Origin of the sequence: Paraburkholderia pallida, assembly GCF_004524855.1 — a bacterium.
Classification (GTDB): Bacteria; Pseudomonadota; Gammaproteobacteria; order Burkholderiales; family Burkholderiaceae; genus Paraburkholderia; species Paraburkholderia oxyphila.
Genome location: NZ_CP038151.1, coordinates 1,474,466 through 1,500,019, shown reverse-complemented (window position 1 = coordinate 1,500,019; position 25,554 = coordinate 1,474,466). Strand labels below are relative to the sequence as shown.

The window sequence follows — 25,554 nt, the reverse complement described above, 5'->3', positions numbered from 1 at the left end:
GATATCCGGCCGCTGGCACTTTGGCCGCGCGGACTATTTGTCCTGTGTTTTATGTGCGTAACCTTACCCTGGGAAAGGCGCCGCAGTGGGGCTCGGCTGCAAAGTTTTATCATATCGCCCGAGAATATTTTTAATAATTTTCCTTTCGCGCGAAATACCGCACCATCCTCTTCAATTACAAAGCAACCGGGCCGCAGCAGCGGTCCAAGCGGAGCGCAGCATGTTCGATCTCGGGTACTGGCAGCGGCGAGCTGCCGAGCAGGCTTTCATCGAAAAGGCGGTGATCAACGGACGTCGCGTGGACGCGGCTTCGGGCGCGACATTCGACTCGATCAATCCGGCCACGAATCAGCGGCTGGGACACGTCGCGGCATGCAATGAGGTGGACGTCGATCTGGCCGTGCGCGCCGCGCGTCAGGCGTTCGAAAAGGGGCCATGGGCACGCATGGCGCCCGGTGAGCGCAAGAAGGTCTTGCAGCGGCTCTCGGAGCTCATGCTGGCGCACCGGGAGGAACTGGCCCTGCTCGACTCGCTGAATATGGGCAAGCCGGTCATGGACGCCTATAACATCGACGTGCCGGGCGCGGCCCACGTATTCGCGTGGTATGGCGAAGCGCTCGACAAGCTCTACGACCAGGTCGCGCCTACTGCATCGAACGCGCTGGCGACCATCACGCGCGAAGCGCTCGGTGTGGTCGCAGCGGTCGTGCCGTGGAATTTCCCGCTCGACATGGCGGCATGGAAGCTCGCGCCGGCGCTGGCCGCGGGCAATAGCGTGGTGCTGAAGCCCGCGGAGCAGTCGCCGTTTTCCGCGTTGCGTCTGGCCGAGCTGGCGCTCGAAGCAGGTGTGCCCGAAGGCGTGCTCAATGTCGTGCCGGGTCTGGGTGAAGTTACGGGACGCGCGTTGGGTCTGCATCCCGATGTGGATTGCCTCGTGTTTACGGGGTCCACTCAGGTTGGCAAATACTTCATGCGCTATTCGTCGGAGTCCAACCTCAAGCAGGTATGGCTCGAATGCGGCGGCAAGAGTCCGAATCTCATCTTCGAAGACTGTCGCGATCTCGACCTCGCCGCGGAAAAGGCCGCATTCGGCATCTTCTTCAATCAGGGCGAAGTGTGCTCGGCAAACTCGCGTCTCTACGTGCAGCGTTCCATTCAGGACGAGTTCATCGAACGCCTGATGAAAAAAGCGCGTGACTGGATGCCCGGCGATCCGCTCAATCCGGCGAGCCGCGCAGGCGCGATTGTCGACGCGCAGCAGACTTCGCAGATCATGAGCGCCGTGGAGCAGGCGCAGCGCGATGGCGCGCGTCTGGTGACGGGGGGCAAGCGCCTGAGCGTGAATGGCTCGGACAACTTCGTCGAACCCACGGTGTTCGCGAATGTGCGTCAAGACATGCGGCTCGCGCGCGATGAGGTGTTTGGTCCCGTCCTCGCCATCAGCAGCTTTGACACCGAGGAAGAGGCGTTGAGCCTCGCCAACGACAGCGTCTACGGCCTTGCCGCCTCGCTCTGGACCGACGACCTCAATCGCGCCCATCGCGTGGCGCGTGCGCTGAAGGCCGGCACGGTGTCCGTCAACACCGTCGATGCCCTCGATGTGACCGTGCCGTTTGGCGGCGGCAAGCAGTCGGGCTTCGGCAGGGACTTGTCCTTGCACTCATTCGACAAATACAGCCAACTGAAAACCACGTGGTTTCAATTTCGCTGATATCGGTAGCAAGCCCCTTGCGATGAACCGCTTGGGGCTGCTCATTCCCGAATCGTCAATTGCTCGCGCGTGCCAATGCTTCGCGCCAACTTCACTACATGATTAGGAGACTTTATGAATGCTCCCACACCCGGTCACCGTACGACCCGCGACTTCCAGCGCTCCGATGCCGCGCATCACATCCACGCGTTCGTGGATCAAAAGGCGCTGAATGCGGAAGGTCCCCGTGTGATGGTTCGCGGCGAAGGTAGCTATCTATGGGATTCGGACGGCAATCGCTATATCGATGGCATGTCCGGTCTCTGGTGCACGAACGTCGGCTACGGACGCCCGGAGCTCGTGGAGGCGGCTTCGCGCCAAATGAAGGAACTGTCGTACTACAACATGTTCTTTCATACCACGCACCCTTCGGTAATCGAATTGTCCGAGCGGCTGTTCGGCCTGCTGGGCGAACCGTTCAGCCACGTCGTCTACACGAATTCGGGCTCTGAATCCAACGAGGTCTTGATCCGCACGGTCCGCCGCTTCTGGGACATCATGGGCAAGCCGACGAAGAAGGTGCTGATCGGCCGCGTGAACGGCTATCACGGCTCGACGGTCGGCAGCGCGTCGCTCGGTGGTATGAGCTTCATGCACGAGATGGGGGATCTGCCGATTCCCAACATCACGCACGTCGACGAGCCCTACTGGTTCGCCAACGGCGGCGACCTGACACCGGAGGAGTTCGGCCTGAAGGCGGCGCGATCGCTCGAGCGCAAGATTCTGGAACTCGGCGCCGAGAACGTAGGCGCGTTCGTTGCGGAGCCGTTCCAGGGCGCCGGCGGCATGATCTTCCCGCCGCCGGGATACTGGCAGGAGATCGAGCGTATCTGCCGGCAATATGACGTGCTGCTCTGCGCCGACGAGGTGATTGGCGGCTTCGGCCGCACAGGCGAGTGGTTCGCGCACCGTTACTTTGGCTTCACGCCCGATCTCGTTTGCGTGGCGAAAGGGCTGACCTCGGGATACGTGCCGATGGGCGGGCTCATCATGAACCGCCGCATTGGCGAGACGCTGGTCGAGAAGGGCGGCGTCTTCGCACATGGCCTGACTTATTCGGGCCATCCGGTTGCCGCCGCGGTGGCGTTGGCGAACCTCGACGTGCTTCAAGGCGAGCAACTGGTCGAGCGCACAAAGGCCGACACGGGTCCGTATCTTCAGAAGCTGCTGCGGGAAGCGTTCGCCGACCATCCGCTCATCGGCGAAATTCAGGGCGCGGGAGCCGTAGCGGCGATCCAGTTCGCCAGGAACAAGACGACGCGTGAGCGCTACGAGAACGAAGCGGACCTGACGTGGCACAGCCGCAGCGTGGCGTTCGATGCGGGCGCCATAGTGCGCTCGACGAACGGCCGGCTGATCGTGGCGCCGCCTTTGGTGATGACGCACGGACAGATCGACGAACTCGTCGACAAGATGCGCAAGGCGGTGGACGCCACCGCGGCAATGATTGCGCAGAATAACTAAATAAAGGCTATTCATACAATGGCGAGATCACGCGACGCGTGATCTCGCCATTTTTGTTTGAGTACCGACAATGCGACGGCCATCCAGAAGGGGATATAAAACCAGTACCGGACAAGCCAGTGTCTTTTTGGATTCCTCATCGCACTATGCCTGCTTGCTGTATGAAACAAGGGTCCACGTCGCATAGGTCCGGTCTTCACGCACGCCAAGCAGGGCATCGAGTATTTTCATGGAGCGGGGATAGCGGAGGAGCAGATCCGGCATGGTTTGCCCCTTGCTGAAGTGCTGCGTGGCTTCCGGACTATAGTATGTCCATTGCTTCGCACACCACACGCCCTCCTGCGGACAGGCCTCATTGGTGTACGCCGTCGTGCCGAGAGGAACGCGGCTATCCTTGGGCTTGAGGGGCAGGCCCGTCGCCGGGTCGAGATTCTTCTCGCGGGCCAGTTTCGCGACGAGCGATTCGGCTGGCTTCGATGGCGGCACGGCGGCGTCTTGCTCCTTCTGCCACTGGAAGGTGCCGTCCCACTCCGGCAGCTTCGCGGGCGGCAGCGGCACGATCAGGTCGATGTCCGGCACCTTGGGATTGAGGCCGTCATGGTCATCGATGAACTTGCCGATCAGCTTGTAGCGGCGTGATCTTTCCGGGTCGCGAGCAAGTTCCAAGTAGTACAGCGGATCGGATGTATCGGTGTCGAACCCATTTGCCAGAAATCTAGCCGATTGCTCGTCGCCTGCCTCGACCCCCTTTTGAAAGATCTCGGTAGCTTGCACATAAGATTTGCTATCCATAAGATCTACGCCAAGGTCGCTCGCCGCCTTCCCAAACCCTTGATCTACCGCACACCGCATCATTTGCCTCGAAATATCCGGGGCGCGGTCCTTCGGAGAAAGCAGGTCGCCAACGTAATACTGTGCGTCCGGATCGCCCAGATCGGCTGCCTGCCGGAAATAGTGACGCGCTTTCTCTGCGTCCTGCTCAACGCCATAGCCCACTTCAAGGTAGTGACCCATCTCGTAGTAACCCCAAGGTATGGCAGCTTTGATTAGCTGACTGGCGAGATCAACAGCTTCCGCAGGAGCATCTGGCGAGGATACCTGACCGTTTTCAAGCATATTCTGCAAATTGTTGTTGGCCTTGTAGTGCCCGCTAGCTGCCGCAATCCGATAATACCGGGCAATTTCGTCGTAGTTCTTTGGGCCATCCTGCTTCTGTAGATAGCGCGCGTATTTGAATAGCGCATCAGCAGTCGGATCAAGTGCAGGCAAATGGTCCGCCGCATGAACGCATGTAAAGGCCAGCTTCGCACGCACGGCGCTCCAGTCGGTTTGAGAGGGCATCGGATTATCCTTGTTCGAACAGGCACATAGCAGCGACGCCAAAAGAACTATCAAGGAGACTTTTGGCATGATCTTTAATCCACGTTGCTCTTCGTCGTTGAAGCGCGCGAAAAGCCAATAAGCGACGCAATCGGTGCTTCTCCGTTTTTCTGTTTTCTCGCATTGCGCTTAATAATGTCATCCCAAGCATCAAACGCCGACTTAGGCGAATCCGATGCCCCGTCTTTTATCCCGCGAGTATGGATATGCCACAAGCGCCGCCGCAGCGGCTGCGTCACGTCCATCCGCTCGTGACAGATATTCAACTCGCTGTCCACCTCCATGCTGCGCGTGTTGATGTTCGCGGAGCCGTGCGTCAGGAATACATCATCGACAATCATGATCTTGCTGTGGATATAGACCGGCATCCAGTTGTCGCCTGGCGAATCCGGTGCGACCAGCGTGCAGATATGAATCTTCAGGCCGGGGATATCCCTCACCGCCAGCGGGCCACCGTTGCCCTGTCGGGCATCATCGAGTTTCTGTTGCGCTGCCTTCTGCCGTGCAGCAGCATCAGGACCTGAACTCATCCGGGCAACGGCCAGTTCATTTACCGCACGCATGATATCGACTGGTTGCTGGGCATCCTGATCTTCCTGTGCCAGGCCTGACATGAGTTTTCCCTGTCCGAGGCTCTTCAGCATGTTGTAGGTGCTCACCGTGCCGCTACCCACCCCTTCGTCACTTGAGTTCGTGACGACGAACAGATAGACCGGCCCATGCTTGCCGGGATCGCGGCCCCACTGGACCTGTCTCGCGGCAGCCTCCTTGATCTTGTCCGCCAGCGGCTCCCAGCGGAAATACTGGTTTTCGATGTAGATGAACTTCGCCGCGTTGGCCGCAGTCTGGAGATACAGCGACTTGATATCGCGCCTTCCTTCCTGCGACTGGGTGCGCGTGATCTGCGCCATCACAGGCGTACCAAAGTCGCGACGTACCTTAAGCTGTTTCGACAGCGGCATCCGCTTTGTCTGCAAATCAACCTTCGCGTTGTGCTTCCACGCGGTGCAGAAATTCGCGTTCAGACACTCCAGAATCGGCCCCGTGACAATACTCGACATGTCCTGGCGTGGCGTCTGGCCATTACGCCCGAAGCGGGCATTCTTCCGCGCGTAGCCATGCGAATCGTCATCCCAGTATGCGTCAAGCGTGTTGTGGCCCATAACGAAGCCCACAGCCTGTTCGGGAGCTTCATAGTCGATCAGCACCATTTTCTGGTGATGCGATGGTCCGGCACCGAAGCCAAGCACAACCGCCTGCTCGCTTAGACTCTTGTCCGCGCGGCGCAAGGACTCCCGATACATGATTTCAACGCGGTCAGTCAGCGAAAAGTCCCGCGTCACCAGGTGAATATTCTTGAGAGCATGAATACCTGTCAGCGATCGGGCTGCTGCGGCTCGATCCGCAGCGATGATACGGGCACGTGCGTACCAGGCGCGGTCATATTCGCGCTGCGTATTGTTTTCGTTTTGCGTCGAGATGCTACGTACCAGGTCGTATCCGGGATTTTCGTTCTCGAGAAACTGTCCAGCCGCAAAGGTATCTGCCCAGCAGAGGATGCGAACCACGACTCCTTCCTGGCCTTTCTTGATGAGCAGGTCGCCGATGCAAAGCGAATTGCCGCCGACGCGTTTGAAATACATCGACGGCTGGAGACCCCAACAGATGTAGTCGATAGTGTGCTTCGCATTATCGATGGCATCGTATAAGGCGCCGAACGCCTCCTCGCCGTTGACCAATGGGCGATACGATGCCTCCATCGGAGGATACTCAGTCAGTTGCACGAACCATGGCGTACAGATCAGTGCCGAGGTGGTCTGGTCAAGTGCAATCGGGGTAACAATAGATGAAGGTTTGCCCACGTTTTCATTGCTCCGCTTCAGGATTGAGCAACTTGCTGTAACGCTGCCGGTTTAGCGCGCGGTCGCCCGATGGATTGATATCAGCGGATGGCTGACTCTCATGGAAGTGAAAGCCCTGATTCGCGAGATCACCATTCGCTGCGTTGCTGCGATATGCCTTCGCGACTGGAATCGTGTGTGTCACCCCGCTCGCCAGTTCGAGTTTGTATTGCTGCGTGGTCGGATGGTGATCGACCTGGAGCAGCCCGGTTTCATCGAATACCCCTTGTTTGACCAGGGTGCTGCCCACAAACAGCCTGTAGGGCATGCCAGCGGGAATCGCAGCCCGCGAAGCGGGTGACGCCGCGGTATTCAGCGCGAGCGGCACGGTCGGCAGGCCTGAGAGCACCGGGTGCGTCAGGTCCAGCGGCTGGTTCAGCGTCGCCTTGCCCTGCTTCTGGATCGTGATGACCTTCAGGAACAGATCGTTTGGACCGCCGAGCGTGATGCTGCCGTCCTTGAACTGGATGAACGCACCACCACAGGTCAACGTCATTTCCTGCTTCGCCACGATGCGCGCCACGCCATTGACACTCGATATCGTCAGGTCCTGGTTCGCATCGAGCGACAGCGGGCCGCCCTGCGCCTGTATCTCGACGGGGCCTTTGGCCGCAAAAATCTTGATGCCAGCCTTCTGCACGAACAGCGAAATCTTCTCTCCCGCCGCCACCGTCCAGCGCTTCAGCACGCTCCAGTCGGCGTTCTTACCGGTCACGGTTGAAATGTTCTCCTGGGCCGCGAACTGGATGCCCTGGCCCGCAACGATCCCCGCCGAGGCGGGAGTACTCATGAGCAGCCCCGGCTTCTTCAGGCCGTCGAAATCCTCCTTCATCTGCTGCTGCGCGTCGGTGTCGGCCGGTTCGGCCTTCGCACTCGCCGCAGATGCAGCCAACGCCTTCGCGGTCGCCAGGGCGCTTTCGAGCTGCGCGATGGTCTCCTGCATGTCCAGTTGCTTGCCGGTCGCGGCGGGGCGGTCGTAGGCCGTCAGCATCATGCCCTTGCCCGCGCGATTCACCCCGTAACCCGATGTTCTCACCTCGAAGCCTTCGCCCCGGTATTCGAGTTTGTTGTTAACCAGGTATCCGAGATTCAGTTGTGACTTGCCCGAGTGTTCCGTACTGAGCTTGACCCCTTCCTGGCCCGCCCAGTCTTCCATCCGCAACTTGTTGTTCGCCTGCGTGCGGATCATGTTGCGCGAGAGCCAGCGCCGGTCGTTCGTGATGAGGTCGCGCGCCTGGCTGTGGTGATGAAACCCGCAAATTTCCGGCTTGTCAGGGTCCCCGTCTCTAAACCGGATTATGGCCTCGTCATTATCCAGCGCGACAAAGTGCATGCCGGTCTGCAACTTCCCCGCGAAGGGTTTGGCCAGCCGCATCGGCACGCTCTCACCGCCTTTCGGCCAGGTGCCGAAGTCTGCATCCAGACGGATGACGTAGTAGCCGACAGCATTGAGATAGCCGTAGGTGTATCTGTCAGGACTGCAAATCCGTGCGCTGAGTGTGCCTGAAATGCGAGCCCAAGTTTCCGGCCTGAGCTGGAGCCGGAAGCGCCGGTTGGCGGGAATCGCCCTGAAGCGGTTCGTATAGGGCGCATCGCGCGCACCGCTGTGCGTGACCTCGATGATGACCTGGCCTTTGGGCGCATCGGGCAGGACAAGATCGGACTCCAGCACACTTGCGCACTGCAACGCCAGTACGTTGCTCTTGCCCTCGTAGATGATCTGCCGTGCGAGGGCCGCCTCGTGGCGAAGCTGCGCCTCCCACTTTGCCCCGGCCTGGTCGAGGTGGTGAGTCCCGTAAATGTAGGGCTGGCCGTAGGTCGTCGGGTCCTGCGGGGCGAGGTTGGCACTGTCTCTAAATCTCTCCCAAGCCGATTCCGGGTTGTAGTCGGCCACCGTGTACGACTGCGGCACCGTCTCCGCGTGGGTCTTCAGTGCCGTGACCGCCTCCACGCCCCCCGCTTCGAGCCCCGCCGCCTCGTGGTACGGCACAATGTGCTGCGGCTCGTCGTAGAGATAATGGTCGATGTCATCGGCGAAGACGACCTGATCGCCGTACTCCGATTCCTGGATAAAGGCGTAGATGCCCTCTTTCTGCATCAGCATCTGGACATAGGCCAGATCGGTCATCTGGTGCTGGAAGCGCCACGCATGCACCGGATACTGGCGGCGCAGCCGGAATGCCATCAGGTGATCCGGAATGCCGTGGCGGCGCAGTACCGCCCTGATGATGTCGGGGGCCGATATGTGTTGATAGACTTCGGTGGTGGTGACCGCCGCCAGCCGCCCGAAGTGCGACTTCAGGACGAACTGGTGCCGCGTAAAATCGTTCGTCGTCTGGATGGCCGAAACGCGTTCGAGGTAGCCTGAAAACTTCTTCACGCTCCCGTCTTCCGCGGTGATGACGAAAACGGCGTCGAGGTTCAGGTAATCCGCGCGGGGCAACTGGTCGGGATGTGTTGCCTCGATCATCACAGTGACTGGCTCCCCCATCGCCTCGGTGGCCGTGAATGACACGACCGACAGTTCTGCGGCACTTGCAGTTCCGGGAATCTCAAGGTGAAACGCCTGCCTGCCGGGGATGGCAAGCAATACGTCTTGCAGGTCTGCCACAGGCCTGGCCTCCTTGCTGTTTATTGTGAGAGGCGCGGCCTGGTGCATCAGGACTGCAAAGGGTAAAAGGCCGCGATACGGGGCTCGTTGAGCCCACCACGTTTTCTACGCCTGCGGCCAGCCCACCTCAACAGGGTCCGGTCAGAAAATTGCAATGGCTTGACGGGCCGCAACACTGCTGGCGGCACACGCACTGACGTCTTACTGGATTTACGGAGAAGGCCGATACACATCGGAGCGCAAACCCGGCGCGGCAAGGCTTGTCCTTCCCGCGTCCGCCCGCCCAGGCCCAGCCCACATGATGCAGGTCCCCTGCGAGCCTCTATAGCGGGGTGCCGTCGCTCGGGTCGGGCTTAGACGGCACGGCGGGCGCATCCGGATGCAGGGCGTTTTGGCGAACTGGCGTGGTACGCGTTACGGACTGACATGACGGTCAACGCGAACCACCGAATGAAAGCTCAAAATTGAGCGCTCGTTGCCCTCTGCACGCGTCGCGCGATCCGGTGACGAACTGTTTTCCGCGAACGGTTTGCCACGCCGGCTCTCTTCGACGACGCGCAGGAACATGCCGAGCGCTCCCCGCTTGACGTGCTTCTGGTGGTTGGCAGACAGCCCCTCATCGCGCAGATTCAGGGAGGTGTCGAGTACCAGTCTGCGCTCTGCCGCCCACTTCGCAGCGTAGCTGGCCTGGCGTTCGATACCGGTGCCGGCGCTCTGGGTTTTCGTGCTGATGCGCTCGTAGGAGTACACGCGGCGGCCGTGGTGTGGCGTGCTCGCCGGGGTGCGTTTGGTGTTCATGTTCTTCCCGCTGTATGGGCTCAAACATTCGGTATAGTTTGAAGTAGCACCAGCAATCTGGTGGACTATTACATCGTTTGTCACGGCGATTACGACGTCGATTCGTTCTTCCGCCAGGATGGCGGCGTCTATGGGCGGTTTAATACGACGGCCGTTTTTTCATACCTCGTTGGCATCGTCGTGCAACTGCCGTTTATGGCAACGGACCTCTACACGGGTGAAGTCGCCAAACGGCTCGGCGGCGCGGATATCTCGTGGATCGTCGGACTCTCGCTGACGTCGCTGGTTTACTACTTGGGTTGCAAGCTGAAGCCGGCCTCTACGGCGGGTGCCGCCGGACAGTCCGGCCGCCGTTTCCGGTCGACTCCCACGCAGGCGCTTGCCGATCGAAATGTGCGTGAAGCCATCGCCGAAGTCGAATGACGCTCTGAGCGATCGCATCGTGACTACCGTGGGCCTGCCGCAGGCGTTGACGTACGGCGCCGGCCCGATGCGGCCCACGGTAATCCAGTCGCCGTCCGTGTAGCGCCAGGTCCGACAGATTCAGGCATGGAAACCGTGCCTCCATGTCGGAAAGCCCCAGGCATGGCTTCACGCGGACGCTCGACGAGTGGGATCTCGAACTCGTCTGATTCCGCGAGCCGGGTCGTCTGTCTATCCTGAAACCAGTTCAGCCGATTTTGACAGAGACCACCATGAGCCCGCTTTCACTGATTGAAATTTCGTCCATTCGCGCTCGCGCTCATGCGCTTGCTGGGGATGAGCCGCCGCACGCCGGGACAGGCGCCTTGCGCTCGCGCGACGAGACTGGCGCTGCCGCCGAAGGGCGCGGCAAGAGGTTTGCCCTGACCGGTGCGGTCTTCGCCGGCATTCTCATGTCATTCGGCGCGCTTGCCGCGACTCACAGCATGTTCGACGGAAGCGGCGCGACAAACGACACGCATGACGCGCACTGAGGCACTTTCGCCAGTCCGCTCGCGATCGGGATTCACCATGTTCAACACTCGCCATTCTCGCGCGGTCAAATCGACTCCGGTCGATCCGGACCGCTTGCTCGCCACGCATATCGAGCGCCACATCCATCTGTATATGGATATCGGCATGGTTCTCGCGTGTCTGCTCATTTTCTCCAGCGCATATTCCGCTATCCACATCCTGCTTGATAGCCTCTGGTAGGGGCACGGGCACACCATCGCGACCCGGCAGACCCACGCACGGCGCGAACCGCCCGTGCCTCCCATGGGCAGAATGCTGTGCGCCGATCCGTCTGGCCGCGCGGAGCGCCGAACGTCCGATTCGATCCATCCCCAAAACGCGCCGTACCACTTCCAGGCGTCGCCCCCGGAAACCGGGGCTCCCCCAAAACGTCAGTGCCGAATATCAGACGATAGGCCGCAATCAAATCGCGGAAAATCGTCTGAATAATCACGCCAAACGTTTGCAAATACGTCGAGTAAAAAGGGTGATATAAAGTCGCGACACATCAGTGCCGTAGACTTGCGAGCGGGCCGCATACGCATGGCGCCGGACCGCTTTGAAACCGCATTGCAATCGTTAAATCCAGGCGCAAAGGAGGCCTTCCCGTGATGACCGTGCTGGGCTGCATCGTCTACAAGCACAATATCTGGCTTGTCATCGTGGCCCTGCTGATCTGCGGCACCGGCTCGTGGGTCACCGCGCGCCTCGTGCGGCGCGCGTTCGCCACGCGCGGCGTGCAGCGCGCAGGCTGGCAGTTTCTCGCGGCCACCGCGTCGGCTGTCGCGATCTGGTGCACGCATTTCGTGGCGATGCTCGGCTTCGATCCCGGCGTGCCCGTGAGCTTCGATCCCTTGCTCACCTTCGTCTCGCTGGTCATCGCGCTGGCCGGCAGCCTGATTGGCTTCGCCGTGGCGTGCAGCGGCTTCACGCGCGCGGCGCCCGCGCTGGGCGGCGCGCTCGTCGGCCTGGCCATCGCGCTCATGCACTACACCGGCATGGCGGCCTACCACGTCGAAGGGCTCGTGACATGGAGTTGGCCGTACCTGATCGCCTCGATTGCGCTCTCGGTCGGCTTTGGCGCACTCGCGCTCGACTGCGCCGCGCGGCGAGCGGACGGCTCGGTGGCCGTCGTGGCCGGCTTGTTCGCGACTGCGATCGGAACGCTGCACTTCACGGGCATGAGCGCGTTCCAGGTCGAGCCGATGGCCGTGTCGGGGCATTTCTCCGATCCCGCCGCGCTGCAGGCGCTCGCGCTTTCGGTGGCCTGCATGGCCTTCGTCATCGTGGGCGCGGGCCTCGTGAGCTATTTGCTCGACGACAGCGTGCGCGCCGAATCGCTCGAGCATCTGCGCAGCATGGCGCTCTCCGACATGCTCACCGGCATGCCCAACCGCGCGGCCTTCAATGAGCGGATCGATGTGGAGATGGCGCGCGCGGAGGCCGAGGGCGGAAGGCTCGCGCTGATCGGCATCGACCTGAACCGCTTCAAGGACGTCAACGACCTGCGCGGCCACCATGCCGGCGACGAGGTGCTGCGCATTCTCGCGCGCCGCTTCGCGAGCCTCGTGCGCGAGGACGAATTCGTCGCGCGCGTGGGCGGCGACGAATTCGTGGGCATCCTGCGCTTCGCGCGGCGCGAAGCGCTCGACGACTTCCTGTTGCGGCTCGAAACTGCCTTGTTCCGGCCAATCCGTTACGACGACTGGGAGGTGCTCTCGGGCGCGAGCCTCGGCGTGGCGATCTACCCCGACGATGCCACCACGAAGACCGTGCTCGTGAACAACGCGGATCTCGCGATGTATCGCGCGAAGGCCGACCTCACGCGCTCGGTGTGCTTCTACGAGCCGAAGATGGACGAGACGGCGCGGGCGCGCCGCACACTCGCGGCCGACCTGCGCGAGGCGCTCGCGCGCGGCCAGTTGAGCGTGCACTATCAGGTGCAGACCTCGGTCCCGAGCGGCGAGATTTGCGGCTATGAGGCGCTGCTACGCTGGGAGCATCCGCGCCTTGGCTTCGTCTCGCCGGCCGTGTTCATCCCGCTTGCGGAGGAGAACGGCCTGATTCTCCAGATTGGCGCGTGGGTGCTGCGCGAGGCCTGCATGCGCGCGGCGACCTGGATGCCGCCGTACAAGGTTGCCGTGAATCTTTCGCCCGTGCAGTTCGTGCACGCCGACTTGCCCGCGCTGGTGAGCGAGGCGCTCGCCGAGACCGGCTTGCCGCCCGCGCGGCTCGAACTCGAGCTGACCGAATCGACGATCTTTGCCGATCGCCAGCGCTCGCTCGACGTGCTCCAGCGCATCAAGGCGCTTGGCGTGAGCCTCGCGCTCGACGACTTCGGCACCGGGTATTCGTCGCTCGATACATTGCGCTCATTCCCGTTCGACAAGATCAAGCTCGACCAGTCGTTCGTGAGCGAGGCCCAGTCGAACCGGCAGGCGACGGCCATCATTCGCGCCGTGCTCGCGCTCGGCAAGAGCCTTGGGATTCCCGTGCTGGCCGAAGGCATCGAAACGCAGGACCAGCTCGATCTGCTCGCGGGCGAAGGCTGCGACGAAGTGCAGGGCTTTTTGCTGGGCCGGCCCGCGCCGCTCGCGCAACTCGTTCAGAGCGGCAAGATCCGACTGGCGGGCGAGCCGCAGACCCAGCTGGCGGCAGCGGGCTGAAGCGAGACGCACCGCCAGGCTGCACCGCACGCGTGAGCCGCGACGCGCGATTCAATCGAAGCTCAATCGAAGGCGCTAAAGCGTGGCGCGCATTGCGGCAGCCAAGCGCCGTGCTCTTGCGCGAAGGCCCCGCGCGAGACGTTGTGCGGATGATGGGGCGCCTCGGCGAGCCCCAGCACCGGCGAGACGCAGGCGTCGCTGCCTTCGAACAGGGCGATCCATTCGTCGCGCGTGCGCGTGGCGACGGTTTGCTCGATCCGCGCGGCAATCAATGGCCAATGCGCCTTGTCGCGCTGCGGCAGCTCGAGCAGATCGTCCGCGCCGATGCCCTTCATGAACGCCGCGTAAAACGGCGGCTCGATGCAGCCCACGGCAATCCAGCCGCCGTCCGCGCAACGATAGGTGCGATAGAACGGCGCGCCGCCGTCGAGCAGATTGGTGCCGCGCGCGTCGCTCCAATGGCCGGCCGCGCGAAAGCCGTACAACATGCTCATGAGCATGGCCGCGCCGTCGGTCATTGCGGCGTCCACCACGCAGCCTTCGCCGCTCGTGCGTGCGCGCAAGAGGGCCGCGATCACGCCGAACGCGAGCACCATGCCGCCGCCGCCGAAATCGCCGACCAGATTGAGCGGCACCACGGGGTCGCCGCCTGCCGCGCCCACGGCGTGCAGCGCGCCCGAGATCGCGATGTAGTTGATGTCGTGGCCGGCAGTGTGCGCGAGTGGCCCCGTCTGGCCCCAGCCCGTCATGCGGCCGTAGACGAGCGCGGGCCGCCGCGCGCGGCACACGGCCGGGCCGATCCCGAGGCGCTCCATCACGCCGGGGCGAAAACCTTCGATGAGCGCATCGGCATTGGCGATCAAGTCGAGTGCGCGCGCCACGTCCTCCGCGCGCTTCAGATCGAGCGAGACGTGCTCGCGTGCGCGCGACAGCGGGTCTTGGGGCAGCGCCTCGCCCGCACGGCCGATGCGGATCACACGCGCGCCCATTTGCGCGAACAGCATGCCGCAGAACGGCGCGGGCCCGAGGCCCGCAAATTCCACGACCGTTACGCCTTGCAGCGGTTGGTTCATCTTTGGTGTCTCCCGGGTCTCCGATGGAGCGCGCACATTCACAGCGTGCGCGCGATGATTTCCTTCATGATCTCGTCGGTGCCGCCGTAGATGCGCATCACGCGCGCATCCACCCAGGCGGTGCCTACTACGTACTCCGACATATATCCGTAGCCGCCGTGCAGTTGCAGGAAGTCGTCGAGCAACTGGTTCTGCAGCTCGGTGGCGTTGAGCTTGGCCATGGCTGCGTCCACGGGCGAAAGCTCGCGGCGCAGATGCCGCGCGATGCAGTCGTCCACATAGATGCGCACCATCTCGGCCCTGGCGCGGGCGTGTGCGAGCTTGAAGCGCGCGTTCTGAAAGTCGAAGATCGCCTGTCCGAAGACCTTGCGATCGCGCGTGTACTGGAGTGTGCGCTCGAGCATCCCTTCGATCGAGGCGACGGCGCGCACGGCGATCACGAGACGCTCTTGTGCGAGCTCATGCATGAGGTAGGAGAAGCCGGCGTTTTCGTCGCCGAGCCGTTGCGTGACCGGAATGCGCACGTCCTCGAAGAAGAGTTCCGAGGTGTCCTGTGCGCGCAGGCCGATTTTCTCGAGCTTGCGGCCCTTGCTGAAGCCTGGGGTGCCGTCTTCCACCACGATCAGCGAAACGCCTTTCGAGCCGAGCTTTGGTGCGGTCTTGCAGACGAGGATCACGAGGCTTGCGTTCTGACCGTTCGTGATGAAGGTTTTCTGGCCGTTGATGATGTAGTTGTCGCCTTCGCGCCGTGCTGTCGTGCGTACCGACTTCAGGTCGCTGCCGGTGCCGGGCTCGGTCATGGCAATTGCGCCGATGTGCTCGCCGCGGGCGAGCTTGGGGAGCCAGTTGCGCTTTTGGTCTTCGGTGCCGTAGGCGTAGATGTAGGGGGCGACGATGTCTGAGTGTAGCGGGAAGCCGATGCCGCTTGCGTTCACGCGTGCTAGCTCTTCGATCAGGATGGCCGCGTGGCCGAAGTCGCCGCCGCCTCCGCCGTATTCTTCGGGAATTGTGCAGCAGAGCAGGCCTTCTGCGCCGGCGCGGAGCCAGATTGATTTGGGGACGATGCCGTCGTGCTCCCATTGCTGGTGGAATGGGACGATCTCACGGTCGATGAAGCGGCGGGCCTGCTCGCGGAAGAGTTCGTGGTCTTCGCGGAAGATGCTGCGCATGATGGATGTCTCCTGAAATTGAGATTTAATAAGTTAAACTGATTGTTTTTTTAATCTGATGATTGCTGTATTGCTTTGGCCTTAACTTGTATTCGCGGCGGGCCGCAGGCGTTGCCCCTGTGCGGGGCGGCACCTACTTTTCTTTGCCGCGGCAAAGAAAAGTAGGCAAAAGAAAGCCGCTCAAACCGCCAGTGTGACGCCGTCCACCACTGCCCTGTATATCGGAGCGGCTCCGGGGCGTCTGTCACCACGCGACGTCAACCGGAGTGACTAAGGGCTCATCCATCCGGCGGCGCTGCGCGCGCCGTAGGGCATAACCAAAACCGGTGGGATTCACACGTATTCGTAGGACTCCAGCATATTCGATCGGCGCACGCCCACGCATTCGCCAGCCAGCACGCCTGTGCATTCACTAGTCAGCACCCCAACGCATTTACCGGCAGAACCCCAGCGCATTTACTGATCAGCACTTCAGCACATTTACCGGTCCGCACCTTCGCGCACTTACCGGGTGGCACCCCAGCGCATTTGCCGGCCAGCGCGCCCGGTTTTCCTTGCAGACCCTTCCGCCCGCGCGTAGCGCGTGGCGGGAAGGATGAGCGCCTTGTCACTGAGGCGGAGTGTGCGAGGCGACGGATGCTCCGGAGCCGCTCCGATGGACAGGGCAGTGGTGGACTGCGTCACACTGGCGGTGTGAGCCGCTTTCTTTTGCCTACTTTTCTTTGCGGCTGCAAAGAAAAGTAGGTGCCGCCCCGCACAGGGGCAACGCCTGCGGCCCGCCGCGAAAACAAGTAAATGCCAAAGCGCGTTAACAAGCGAAGAAAATCAGCGCACAGCGATCCGATATCGCTCTTTCAACAGCCGCCGCAGCAGCTTCCCATTATCATGCCGAGGCAGCGCCTCCTCAAACTCCACCGATCTAGGTACCTTGATATGGGAGAGCCGTTCCCGGCAGAACACTAGCAGCGCCTCCACAAGCTGCGGACTAGCCGCATCACGTTCACGCAACTGCACGACGGCCTTCACGGCCTCCCCAAACTCATCATGCGGCACGCCAATCACGGCCACATCGGCCACGGCTGGATGCTCCGCAAGCACATTCTCAATCTCCTGCGGATAGACATTCACACCACCGCTGATGATGAGATCGACGCGCCGATCACTCAAATACAAATAGCCATCGGCATCCACATGCCCAATATCGCCATACGTCGCCCAACCGTGCCGGTTAAAGACACCCCGGGTCTTCACCGGATCGTTGAAATACTCGAACGGAGGCCCGCCTTCGAAGAACACACGCCCAATCTCGCCCACAGGCAAATCGCGGTCTTCATCGTCGACGATATGCAACGTGCCGAACTTGGCGCGCCCAACCGAGCCGCGATGCGCGAGCCATTCCTCGGGCCCGATCGCCGTGAGCCCCACGCCTTCGGAGCCCGCGTAGTATTCGTAAATCACAGGCCCGAACCATTCGATCATCTGCTCCTTGACAAGCGGCGGACAAGGCGCGGCCGCGTGGATCGCCACTTTCAGGCTGCGCACGTCGTAGCGCTTGCGCACCGCCTCGGGCAGATTGAGCATGCGGATGAACATCGTCGGCACCCACTGGCTGTGAGTGACCCGATAGCGCTCGATCGTATCGAGCGCGGCCTTGGGATCGAACTTGCGCAGCACGATGATGCGACCGCCCACGCGCAGCACGCGCATCAGATAGCGCAGCGGCGCCGCGTGATAAAGCGGCGCGGTGCTCAAATACACGGAGTCCTGATCGAATCCGAAGCTCTTGCGCCACGAGGCCATTTCGGTGTCGTCGATGGCGCGCTGTTCCCACGGCACGAGCGGCTTGAGCACGCCCTTCGGCAGGCCCGTCGTGCCCGACGAGTAAAGAAAATCGCGGCCCTGGGGGCAGGCGGGCAGCGGCTCGCGCGTGTCCACACGGGCGAGCGCATCGTTGAGCGAAGCGAAGCCAGGCGGCGGTGCGCAATCCACCGCGCTACCCAAGGCGTCTTCCGCTGTCGCCATGAAGCACGCAACCCCTTGCGTGGCGCCCTCGGTCACGAGCGTTTGCGCGAGCTCGCGCATCGCCTGCGAGGCGATCAGCACGCGCGCGCCGCAGTCCTTGAGGACGTGGGCGACCTCGCGGGTCTTCAACTGGATGCTGATGGGGGTGTAGTAGAGGCCGGCGCGCTCGGCGCCGACGGCGAGCACGGCAAGCGCGGGATGATTCTCGAACAGCAGCGCTATGCCGTCGCCGGGTTGCAGGCCAAGGCTGATCAGCCAGTGCGCGACCCGGTCTGCGCGTTCGTTCAGTGCTGCGTAAGTGAGGATTTCGTTGGTGCCGGCAAAGCGCAGGGCTTCCTTGCCGGGTGCTGCGACTGCTAGTTCGCGGACACGCTCCACGGTCTCGTCTCCATATCGTGCGCGGCTCCAGTCACACTGCCGAGCGCTGCCTCCACGCGCCTGACCAGCGACATCAGCCGGGGGGCAATGTCGGCGGTCAACTGGTTGCCGCTGATGTTGAATACCGCAATGGAACAACTGAAAACCCAGTACTCGTCGTCGATGGGCGAAGCGAGTGGAATCGCCACCGAATGAATTTCGCGCTGCATGTCGCCGTGCGAGATCGTGCAGCCGTATTCGCGCAACTCCTGCTGCGCCTGCGTGAGGCGCTGTGCGAGCAGCTCGCCCTTGGCCGGGTCGCGCGTGAGCGTTTCCTGCAGATACTGCTCGCGCGCCTCGGCCGGCAAGGTCCACAGATACGCGCGGCCCGATGCCGTGCGCGAGAGCGAGACCCGCGTGCCGATCTCCGAGCGGTACACCGCGCTGCCCGCGCCCTGGATCACCTCGGCGTAGGCGAGGTTGAGGCGATAGCCCACCGCGAGCGTCACCTGGCCCTGGCAATAGTCGGCCAGCTCCTGCATCAACGGCCGCGCAAGCTGGCGGATCGTCATGCGGCCGAGCGCAGGCGCGGCGAGGCTCAGCATCTCCGTGCCCAGCACGTACTTCGAAATGCGCTCCGAGTAGCGCAACAGACCGAACTCGCACAGCGTGTTGATGAGCCGCAGCGCCGTGGGCTTGGGCAAGCCCGTGCGCTCCACCAGCTCGCGCGCCGACAGCTCCGACGCCCCCATCGAAAAGCACTGCAGGATCCGCACGCCGCGCGCGAGCGCGCTCACAAGCTGCGAATCGGGCTGTGCATCTGCTGCATCGTCGCTGCGCGGGGTGGCCATGTCGGTCATTTCGGGTTCCTTCGTCAAGGGTGAGGGCGCTGCAGGCCGGGTTGGGGCGAGCGCGGCCCGCCGTGCGGCAAACCCGGCATTCTAGCTTTCACCTGTGGGCTGGAACAATTTTTCAAGACGACTGGCTCATTTTTTCGCAACAGCGGCGCTTTGCCGCGCCTAACAAGACGCTCAACTGTGCTGCCGCGGCTGAAATTCGATCTTGCAAGTCCGAAACATGAGCCTAGTGTTGCGGATTGACGATCAGAAATCAATAAAAATGATCCTTGTGTTTCGAAAAATGTTAACCGCTATTGAATTTTTGAGATGGCTTGGTGTATTTTGATCCGGTGGATTCATTTTTAGTCTCCGGTGCGCGGTTTTTGCCATCGCGCTCTCGCGTCCGATGAAACGGCGCCACCGGTTTCCCCCACTTCAATCATCGAGCGAACCATGATCCAAAGCGCGGTAATCGTCGACGCAGTGCGTAGTCCCATGGGCCGGAGCAAGACGGGCGGCGCCTTCGTCGACTTGCATCCGGTCGACCTGCTTTCGCAGGTGATCCAGCAACTCGTCGAGCGCAACGACCTCGACCCCGGCACCGTGGACGACGTCATCATCGGCTGCGTGAGCCAGGTGGGCGAGCAGGCCTCCACGCCGGGCCGCGCCGCCTGGCTCGCGGCTGGTTTTCCGCAGCACGTCCCTTCCACTACGGTCGAGCGCAAGTGCGGCTCGAGCCAGCAGGCCGTGCACTTCGCGGCGCAGGCCGTCATGGCGGGCGTCAACGAGATCGTCATCGCGGGCGGCGTGGAGTCGATGAGCCGCGTGCCGATGGGCTCGTCGCGCATCGGCCGCGATCCCTATGGAGCGCGCTTTCACGCGCGCTATCCGCAGGGGCTCGTGGGCCAGGGCGTCAGCGCCGATCTGGTCGCGCAGAAGTGGGCACTCACGCGCGAGATGATGGATGCGTACGCAGCGCAGTCGCACCGCCGCGCCGACGAAGCGCGCGCCGCGGGCCATTTCGCGCGCGAGATCGTACCGATCGAAGTGCAGGGCGAAGCGGGCACGCGCCGCATCGACCTGGACGAAACCATCCGCGCGGGCACCACGGCCGAGCGTCTCGCGAGCCTCGCGCCCTCGTTCGAGGACGCCGCGCTGGCCGAGCGCTTTCCGGGCATCCGGTTCAACGTGACGGCGGGCAATGCCTCGCAAATTTCTGACGGCGCGGCGGCGCTGCTCGTGATGAGCGAACAGAAGGCGGCGCAACTGCGCCTGAAGCCGCGCGCGCGCATCGTCTCGTTCGATGTCTGCGGCGACGATCCGCTGCTGATGCTCACTGCGCCCATTCCCGCCACCGAGCGGCTGCTGAAGAAGGTCGGTCTCTCGATCGGCGACATTTCGCATTTCGAAGTGAATGAGGCGTTTGCCTCGGTGCCGCTCGCGTGGCAGAAGGCGCTGGGCGCGGACGCGTCGCGCCTGAACCCGGCGGGCGGCGCGATTGCGCTGGGGCACCCGCTGGGCGCGTCGGGCGCTCGCCTCATGACCACCATGCTCAATGCGCTCGAGCGCAGCGGCGGACGTTACGGCCTGCAGACGATGTGCGAGGCGGGCGGCATGGCCAACGCGACGCTCATCGAGCGCCTCTAAGCACAACACGGCAACACAACGACAGGAGAGACGGCATGGAACTGAAGGGAGCGGTAGCCGTGGTGACGGGCGGTGCGTCGGGCCTGGGCCTCGCGAGCGCGAAGCAACTACTGGAGAAGGGCGCACAGGTCGTGATCGCCGACCTCGCGAGCTCGCGCGGCGCGGCGGTAGCCGACGAACTGGGACCGGCGGCGAGCTTCGTGCCCGCCGACGTCACCAGCGAAGCGGACATGACGGCCGTGTTCGAAGCGGCCACGAAGCGCGGCACGCTGCGCGCGCTCGTGCACTGCGCGGGCCGCGGCGGCGCGGTGCGCCTGATCGAGAAGGACGGCTCGCCCGGCTCGCTGCAAGCCTTTGAAGACGTGGTGCGCGTGAATCTCATCGGCACCTTCAACGCGCTGCGGCTCGCGGCGGCGGCCATGGCGCGCAACACGCCCAACGCGGGCGGCGAGCGCGGCGCGTGCGTGCTGACCGCATCGGTGGCCGCCTACGAAGGGCAGATCGGCCAGGTGCCATATGCGTCGTCGAAAGCGGGCGTGGTGGGCATGACGCTCGTGGCCGCGCGCGATCTCGCGAGCAAGGGCATTCGCGTCTGCACTATCGCGCCGGGCCTGTTCGACACGCCGCTGCTCGCGCGCCTGCCCGATGAGATCCGCGATGCGCTCGGCAAGATGGTGCCGTTTCCGCCGCGTCTCGGTGTCGCCGACGAGTTTGCCTCGCTCGCGCTGCATATTCTCGAGAACCCCATGCTCAACGGCGAAACGATCCGCCTCGACGGCGCGATCCGCATGCAGCCGCGCTGAGCGGACCCTCGGGACGCTCACAGGCGTCCGCCGATGCGCGCGAGGGGGGGGCGGCGGCGTTTGCGGAGAAGCGGCCGGCGCGGTGGCAGGGGAGATAAACGGCTAGTTCAACGGCGCGCGGGCAGTTGACGCGCGGTGCGAGCGTGCGGCATCATCGTTTGCATGAACTTCGATTTCATCGCACACCTCACCACCATGACAACAACGACCGCCTCTGGCGGGTCGTGAGGTTGGTGCGCGAACGGTCACCGTATCTGCTGTATCAGCCACAAGGCCCCGCCGGCATCGGACGGGGCCTTGTCGTTTCTCCGTCCGGGGTTGGCGCTTGCCGAATTGCCCGCTAACGCCCCAGGCACTCAACGGAGAAAACTCATGCTCAGTTCCGCTTTCAATCGTCGCGCGCTATTGATCGTCGATATGCAGGTCGGCTTGTTCAAAGGCGGCGAGTCGCCCTACGAAGGCTCGCGCATTCTCGCGAACATCAACAGGCTCATCGCGAAGGCGCGCACGGCGGGCGCGCCTATCTTCCTGGCGCGCCACACCGGCCCAGCGGGCTCGCCGATAGCGCCCGGCAGTGCGCTCACGCAACTGTTGCCAGAACTCAACGTGGACGCCGAACGCGACACGGTGTTCGACAAGATGCGGCCCAATTGCTTCATGGGCACGGGTCTCGCGCAATGGCTAGCGGACGCTGGCGTGGTCGAAGTGGCGATTGCCGGAATGAAAACGGAATACTGCGTCGACACGACCTGCCGCGCAGCGCCGGATCTCGGCCTGCGACCGGTGCTGGTCGAAGACGCGCACACCACGATGGATACGCCTGTGCTGCGCGCGCGCGACATCGTTGCTCACCACAACCGTACCTTGAACGGGCCGTTCGCGACGCTCGCGCGCACGGCCGATGTCCGCTTTTAGCCGGCGCGAATGTGCCGTAGCGAGGCCTTAATGGTGCAAGGTCGACGCGAGCGTTTGCGACGATGCTGGTGGCGGCATCGCCGCCTCATCGAGCGCGTCGAAAATACCGACCACACCCTCGGCCACGCCATTCCAGTGATCGAGCGCGTGCGTACCCACGATCTCATCCCAGAAGGATTCCGAACCATATTGCAGGCGCTGCGCATGCAGCCGCCGCGTATAGAGCTGCAGATCGAACCCGGCGGCGATGCCCATGGCGCCCACGAGGCCATGCGCGCCGTTCGCGACGAGCGGCGCCGCGCGGCTCGCGCGCGCCTTGGCAATCGCGCTCGCGAGGCGCTGCCGGCCGCTGCGATGCGCGGCGCAGCCGAGCTGCGCGGCCATGCGCGTGGCCGCGACGTGATCGGCCATCACGCCCAGTTGCTGCTGCACGGCCTGGACCTTGCCTGGCGAGCCGCCGAACGATTGGCGCTCGTTCACATAGCCGGTCGTCATGTCGAGCACGCGCTGCATCGCGCCCGCCATGGTGGCCGCGGTCACGAGCGCGCCCAGCTCGGCAATGCCGCGCGCGGGCAGCGCGTGCGCCGTGCGCGTGTCGAAGCGCACGGTGGCGTCCAGCGCTTCGCCGTGCTTTTCCACGCAGGCCGTGTCGAGCGAGACGAGAAACGTGCCCGCCGACGTTTCGACCACGACCGCGTCGGCCACCTGCCCGTAAGGCACGAAGGCCATGCGTTGCGTGGAATCGGCGATCGCCAGCGCGACGGGCCCGCGCGGCGCCTCCACGCCGGCCGCGGCCAGCAGATGGCGCGCGATCATCGTGTGCGCCGCCGGCAGCGGCAAGGCGTGCTGGCCGAACGCGAACAGTACGCCCGCGGCCTCGGCGAGCGGCAAGTCCGCGCCGCCCTGCGCCTCGGGCACGAGCGCGTCCAGCAATCCCAGTGCCTCGAGTTGCCGCCAGAGCTCGCGGCCCGCGCGGCGGTCGTGCGCCGCTTCCACGCCGCGCACGAATTGCGGTGTGCAGAGGTCGGCGAGCACGGTTTGCGCCGAAGCGGTCAGCATGTCGTCCATTCGTTTCTCCCCTTTGTCTAGCGTAGTCCTGGCATCGTTCGCGCTCAGGCGGGCCGGCCCGCTTCGCACGCCTGCCCGTAGAAGCCGTGGCCAGGCAGCAGTACGTCCGGTGCTATCGCCATGTCTCATCCCCATGTTTTTTTCTAAAGGGCGGCGCGTGAGCGCGGCCCAATTCCGTTCCGATTCTAGGATCGCGGTCAAGACGAGGCAACCTGAAAAAAATCTCCGCTGCATCAATTGGCCCTGTGTTTTAGGCCCTGTTTCGTTGATTCGAAAACAAAAATCGCGCGCCACGCCAATAACTTCGGGGTATACGCCAGGGCTGTGCCGTGGCGGACGGGCCGTGCCACTTTCCTGCGCAACAATCCATTGCCGGATCCGAAATGGCGTAGTGCGCGCGAAATGGAAATATCAGCTGGCTAGTTGCATATGCAATTAATCTTCGGCACTGCGCGAATGATCGGTGTGTGCCGTGTTGGCTTGAGGGTTTTCCCGTAGCCGCCGGATACGCAGGCTCGAAGCCCACCCCCCAAACCTAGGTGCAATTGCCGACTTCCACCGAGCCGAACGCCGGCTTTTCCGAAAACAAATTGTTGGCTTGCTGGTGCTCGCCCACACTGGCACCTGTTCCATAGCGGCAAACCCATTGCAGCAGGCGCGTTGCAGCCACTGGGCGCGGCGCACCCGGGGCCCCCAGGCCGGTGCCGCTATTGAATGATTCGAAATGCGAACTAAAACGCGGCGGTAAAACCTCATACAAAAGGCCCTCGAGGCAACGGAGGAGACATGACCCGATTCAAGCCGCGCGCGGCGCAAGCGCGCCGTGCCGTGCGAAGGCTGCGCCGTCTCGCCGGCGGCGGCACCTCGACGGCGGCGCTGGTCGCCGCGCTAAGCGACCTCCTGGCACCCGCGCAAGCCCACGCAAGCGAATGGAAAGTGGGCGTCGAGTTGCCGCTGACCGGGCCGCTCGCGCAAGCCGGCACGGAGATGTACCGCGGCATCCAGGTGGCCGCCGACCAGTTCAACCGGCGCCATCCGCAAGACAAGATCACGCTCGTCGCCATTGATGACGAGTCGAATCCAGCCAAGGCCGTCGCGGCTGTCGAGCAGCTCGCCTCGCAGCACGTAGTGGCCATCGCGGGCGCGGCGAACTCGAACTGCGCAGGCCCGGCCTCCGAGGCCGCGAGCAAGGCGGGGCTCGTCTACGTCACCTCGGGCGGCACCAGCGACGACATGGTCACGCGCGGCCTCAAGAACTTCTTTCGCGTGAGCAACACGCCCGGCTATACGAAGGGCATGACGGGCCTCTTCGAGACGCTCGGTGTGAAGTCGGTGGCCATCGTCTATTCGACGAAAGACGCGACCAGCGACCTCGCGCGCCAGCTGGACGCCGCGCTCAAGGCCAAGGGCGTGAAGACCTTCCTGCATGCCTACGATCCTTCGATCAGCGACTTCAAGCCGCTCATCAACAAGGTGAAGCTGCAGGACAAGCCCGACGCCATGGCCATGCTCGGCTACGAGAACGACTACGTGGGCATCCTGCGCGCCTCGCGCGTGCTCAAGCCCGAGCTCAAGGCGATTGCCGCACCATGGGCGTTCGCGAGCCCGAAGATGGCGCAGTCGTTCCCCGATCTCGTGCCGAACGTATACGGCGCGACCGTGCTCTCGTCGCCGGCCGATTACCGCTCGGCGGACCAGCGCGACTTCTCGGACACCTATGAGCGGCTCTTCAAGACCGTCTCGAACTACCAATCGCAGACTTCGTTCGTCTACGCGCAACTGCTCTTTGACGCCATTGCGAGCGCACAGAGGGCCGGCACGCTCGACAAGGGCGGCCTGGCCGACACCTTGCGCGCCACCCGGCGCGACGACACCTTCCTCGGCAAGGTGAGCTTCGATGCGCGCGGCGACAACCCGAACTATGTCGCGCACATGGGCCAGTTCGCCGCGAACGGCAAGCTCGCGCTCGTCTGGCCTGCGCAATATGCCACCGCGAAGCCCGCCTACCCTGGCGTGCCGTGGTGAGCCTCCGCGATTCAGATAGCGCCTGAAATCCTCGCCACGCGAAGCGCGCATCCAGACGCGCCGCGTGCGAGCTGCACGAAGCACGCCCTCG

At 63.2% G+C, this 25,554-nt stretch carries 19 protein-coding genes; 10 read left to right on the top strand and 9 right to left on the bottom strand.

Annotated features, from left to right (window positions below):
- Positions 1 to 220: 220 nt before the first annotated feature.
- Positions 221 to 1,711 carry an aldehyde dehydrogenase gene (locus E1956_RS41420; protein ID WP_134759135.1) on the top strand — a complete coding sequence of 497 codons (1,491 nt, stop codon included), beginning with the start codon at positions 221 to 223 and terminating at the stop codon, positions 1,709 to 1,711.
- Between the two features lie 114 nt (positions 1,712 to 1,825).
- A complete protein-coding gene (locus E1956_RS41415) occupies positions 1,826 to 3,214 on the top strand; it encodes an aspartate aminotransferase family protein (protein ID WP_134759133.1) in 1,389 nt (462 codons plus the stop codon).
- Between the two features lie 144 nt (positions 3,215 to 3,358).
- On the opposite strand, the gene E1956_RS41410 is transcribed toward E1956_RS41415, so the two are convergent.
- From E1956_RS41410 to E1956_RS41395, 4 genes are all read right to left on the bottom strand, one after another.
- Positions 3,359 to 4,624, bottom strand: coding sequence for an SEL1-like repeat protein (locus tag E1956_RS41410; protein ID WP_472802082.1), 1,266 nt, complete (start codon positions 4,622 to 4,624; stop codon positions 3,359 to 3,361).
- 5 nt (positions 4,625 to 4,629) lie between these two features.
- Positions 4,630 to 6,456, bottom strand: a complete 1,827-nt coding sequence (locus E1956_RS41405; RefSeq protein ID WP_134759128.1) for a phospholipase D-like domain-containing protein — start codon at positions 6,454 to 6,456, stop codon at positions 4,630 to 4,632.
- Between the two features lie 4 nt (positions 6,457 to 6,460).
- Complete coding sequence (locus E1956_RS41400) at positions 6,461 to 9,106, bottom strand: type VI secretion system Vgr family protein (protein ID WP_232072266.1); 2,646 nt, start codon at positions 9,104 to 9,106, stop codon at positions 6,461 to 6,463.
- A gap of 414 nt (positions 9,107 to 9,520) precedes the next feature.
- Complete coding sequence (locus E1956_RS41395; protein WP_134759124.1) at positions 9,521 to 9,904, bottom strand: recombinase family protein; 384 nt, start codon at positions 9,902 to 9,904, stop codon at positions 9,521 to 9,523.
- Between the two features lie 60 nt (positions 9,905 to 9,964).
- Between E1956_RS41395 and E1956_RS41390 the strand changes: the two genes are divergently transcribed.
- The 4 genes from E1956_RS41390 to E1956_RS41380 all read left to right on the top strand — a co-directional run bounded on the left by E1956_RS41390 (position 9,965) and on the right by E1956_RS41380 (position 13,545).
- Positions 9,965 to 10,327, top strand: coding sequence for a cytosine permease (locus E1956_RS41390; protein WP_232072264.1), 363 nt, complete (start codon positions 9,965 to 9,967; stop codon positions 10,325 to 10,327).
- A gap of 365 nt (positions 10,328 to 10,692) precedes the next feature.
- Complete coding sequence (locus E1956_RS46475) at positions 10,693 to 10,860, top strand: hypothetical protein (RefSeq protein WP_167760286.1); 168 nt, start codon at positions 10,693 to 10,695, stop codon at positions 10,858 to 10,860.
- A gap of 37 nt (positions 10,861 to 10,897) precedes the next feature.
- The gene (locus E1956_RS41385; protein ID WP_134759122.1) at positions 10,898 to 11,080 is read left to right on the top strand and encodes a hypothetical protein; all 183 of its coding nucleotides are present in this window, start codon (positions 10,898 to 10,900) and stop codon (positions 11,078 to 11,080) included.
- A gap of 410 nt (positions 11,081 to 11,490) precedes the next feature.
- Positions 11,491 to 13,545 carry a putative bifunctional diguanylate cyclase/phosphodiesterase gene (locus E1956_RS41380; protein ID WP_197733029.1) on the top strand — a complete coding sequence of 685 codons (2,055 nt, stop codon included), beginning with the start codon at positions 11,491 to 11,493 and terminating at the stop codon, positions 13,543 to 13,545.
- Between the two features lie 62 nt (positions 13,546 to 13,607).
- On the opposite strand, the gene E1956_RS41375 is transcribed toward E1956_RS41380, so the two are convergent.
- The 4 genes from E1956_RS41375 to E1956_RS41360 form a co-directional block, all read right to left on the bottom strand.
- Positions 13,608 to 14,618 carry a CaiB/BaiF CoA transferase family protein gene (locus E1956_RS41375; protein WP_134759118.1) on the bottom strand — a complete coding sequence of 337 codons (1,011 nt, stop codon included), beginning with the start codon at positions 14,616 to 14,618 and terminating at the stop codon, positions 13,608 to 13,610.
- 38 nt (positions 14,619 to 14,656) lie between these two features.
- A complete protein-coding gene (locus E1956_RS41370; RefSeq protein WP_134759116.1) occupies positions 14,657 to 15,787 on the bottom strand; it encodes an acyl-CoA dehydrogenase family protein in 1,131 nt (376 codons plus the stop codon).
- A gap of 825 nt (positions 15,788 to 16,612) precedes the next feature.
- Complete coding sequence (locus tag E1956_RS41365) at positions 16,613 to 18,187, bottom strand: AMP-binding protein (protein WP_134759114.1); 1,575 nt, start codon at positions 18,185 to 18,187, stop codon at positions 16,613 to 16,615.
- Complete coding sequence (locus E1956_RS41360; RefSeq protein WP_197733000.1) at positions 18,166 to 19,026, bottom strand: IclR family transcriptional regulator; 861 nt, start codon at positions 19,024 to 19,026, stop codon at positions 18,166 to 18,168. The genes E1956_RS41365 and E1956_RS41360 overlap by 22 nt, the downstream gene beginning before the upstream one ends.
- Before the next feature lie 435 nt (positions 19,027 to 19,461).
- Here E1956_RS41360 and E1956_RS41355 point away from each other — a divergent pair, with 435 nt between their 5' ends.
- The 3 genes from E1956_RS41355 to E1956_RS41345 all read left to right on the top strand — a co-directional run bounded on the left by E1956_RS41355 (position 19,462) and on the right by E1956_RS41345 (position 22,370).
- A complete protein-coding gene (locus E1956_RS41355; protein ID WP_134759740.1) occupies positions 19,462 to 20,652 on the top strand; it encodes a thiolase family protein in 1,191 nt (396 codons plus the stop codon).
- A gap of 35 nt (positions 20,653 to 20,687) precedes the next feature.
- Positions 20,688 to 21,455 carry an SDR family NAD(P)-dependent oxidoreductase gene (locus tag E1956_RS41350; protein ID WP_134759112.1) on the top strand — a complete coding sequence of 256 codons (768 nt, stop codon included), beginning with the start codon at positions 20,688 to 20,690 and terminating at the stop codon, positions 21,453 to 21,455.
- 372 nt (positions 21,456 to 21,827) lie between these two features.
- Entirely contained in the window at positions 21,828 to 22,370 is a 543-nt protein-coding gene (locus E1956_RS41345; protein ID WP_134759110.1) for a cysteine hydrolase family protein, read from the top strand.
- A gap of 27 nt (positions 22,371 to 22,397) precedes the next feature.
- Here E1956_RS41345 and E1956_RS41340 read toward each other — a convergent pair whose 3' ends face one another.
- Positions 22,398 to 23,438 (bottom strand): acyl-CoA dehydrogenase family protein, encoded by a 1,041-nt coding sequence (locus tag E1956_RS41340; RefSeq protein ID WP_167760285.1) that lies wholly within the window; start codon positions 23,436 to 23,438, stop codon positions 22,398 to 22,400.
- 786 nt (positions 23,439 to 24,224) lie between these two features.
- Here E1956_RS41340 and E1956_RS41335 point away from each other — a divergent pair.
- Positions 24,225 to 25,463 (top strand): ABC transporter substrate-binding protein, encoded by a 1,239-nt coding sequence (locus E1956_RS41335; protein ID WP_134759105.1) that lies wholly within the window; start codon positions 24,225 to 24,227, stop codon positions 25,461 to 25,463.
- Positions 25,464 to 25,554: the final 91 nt, after the last annotated feature.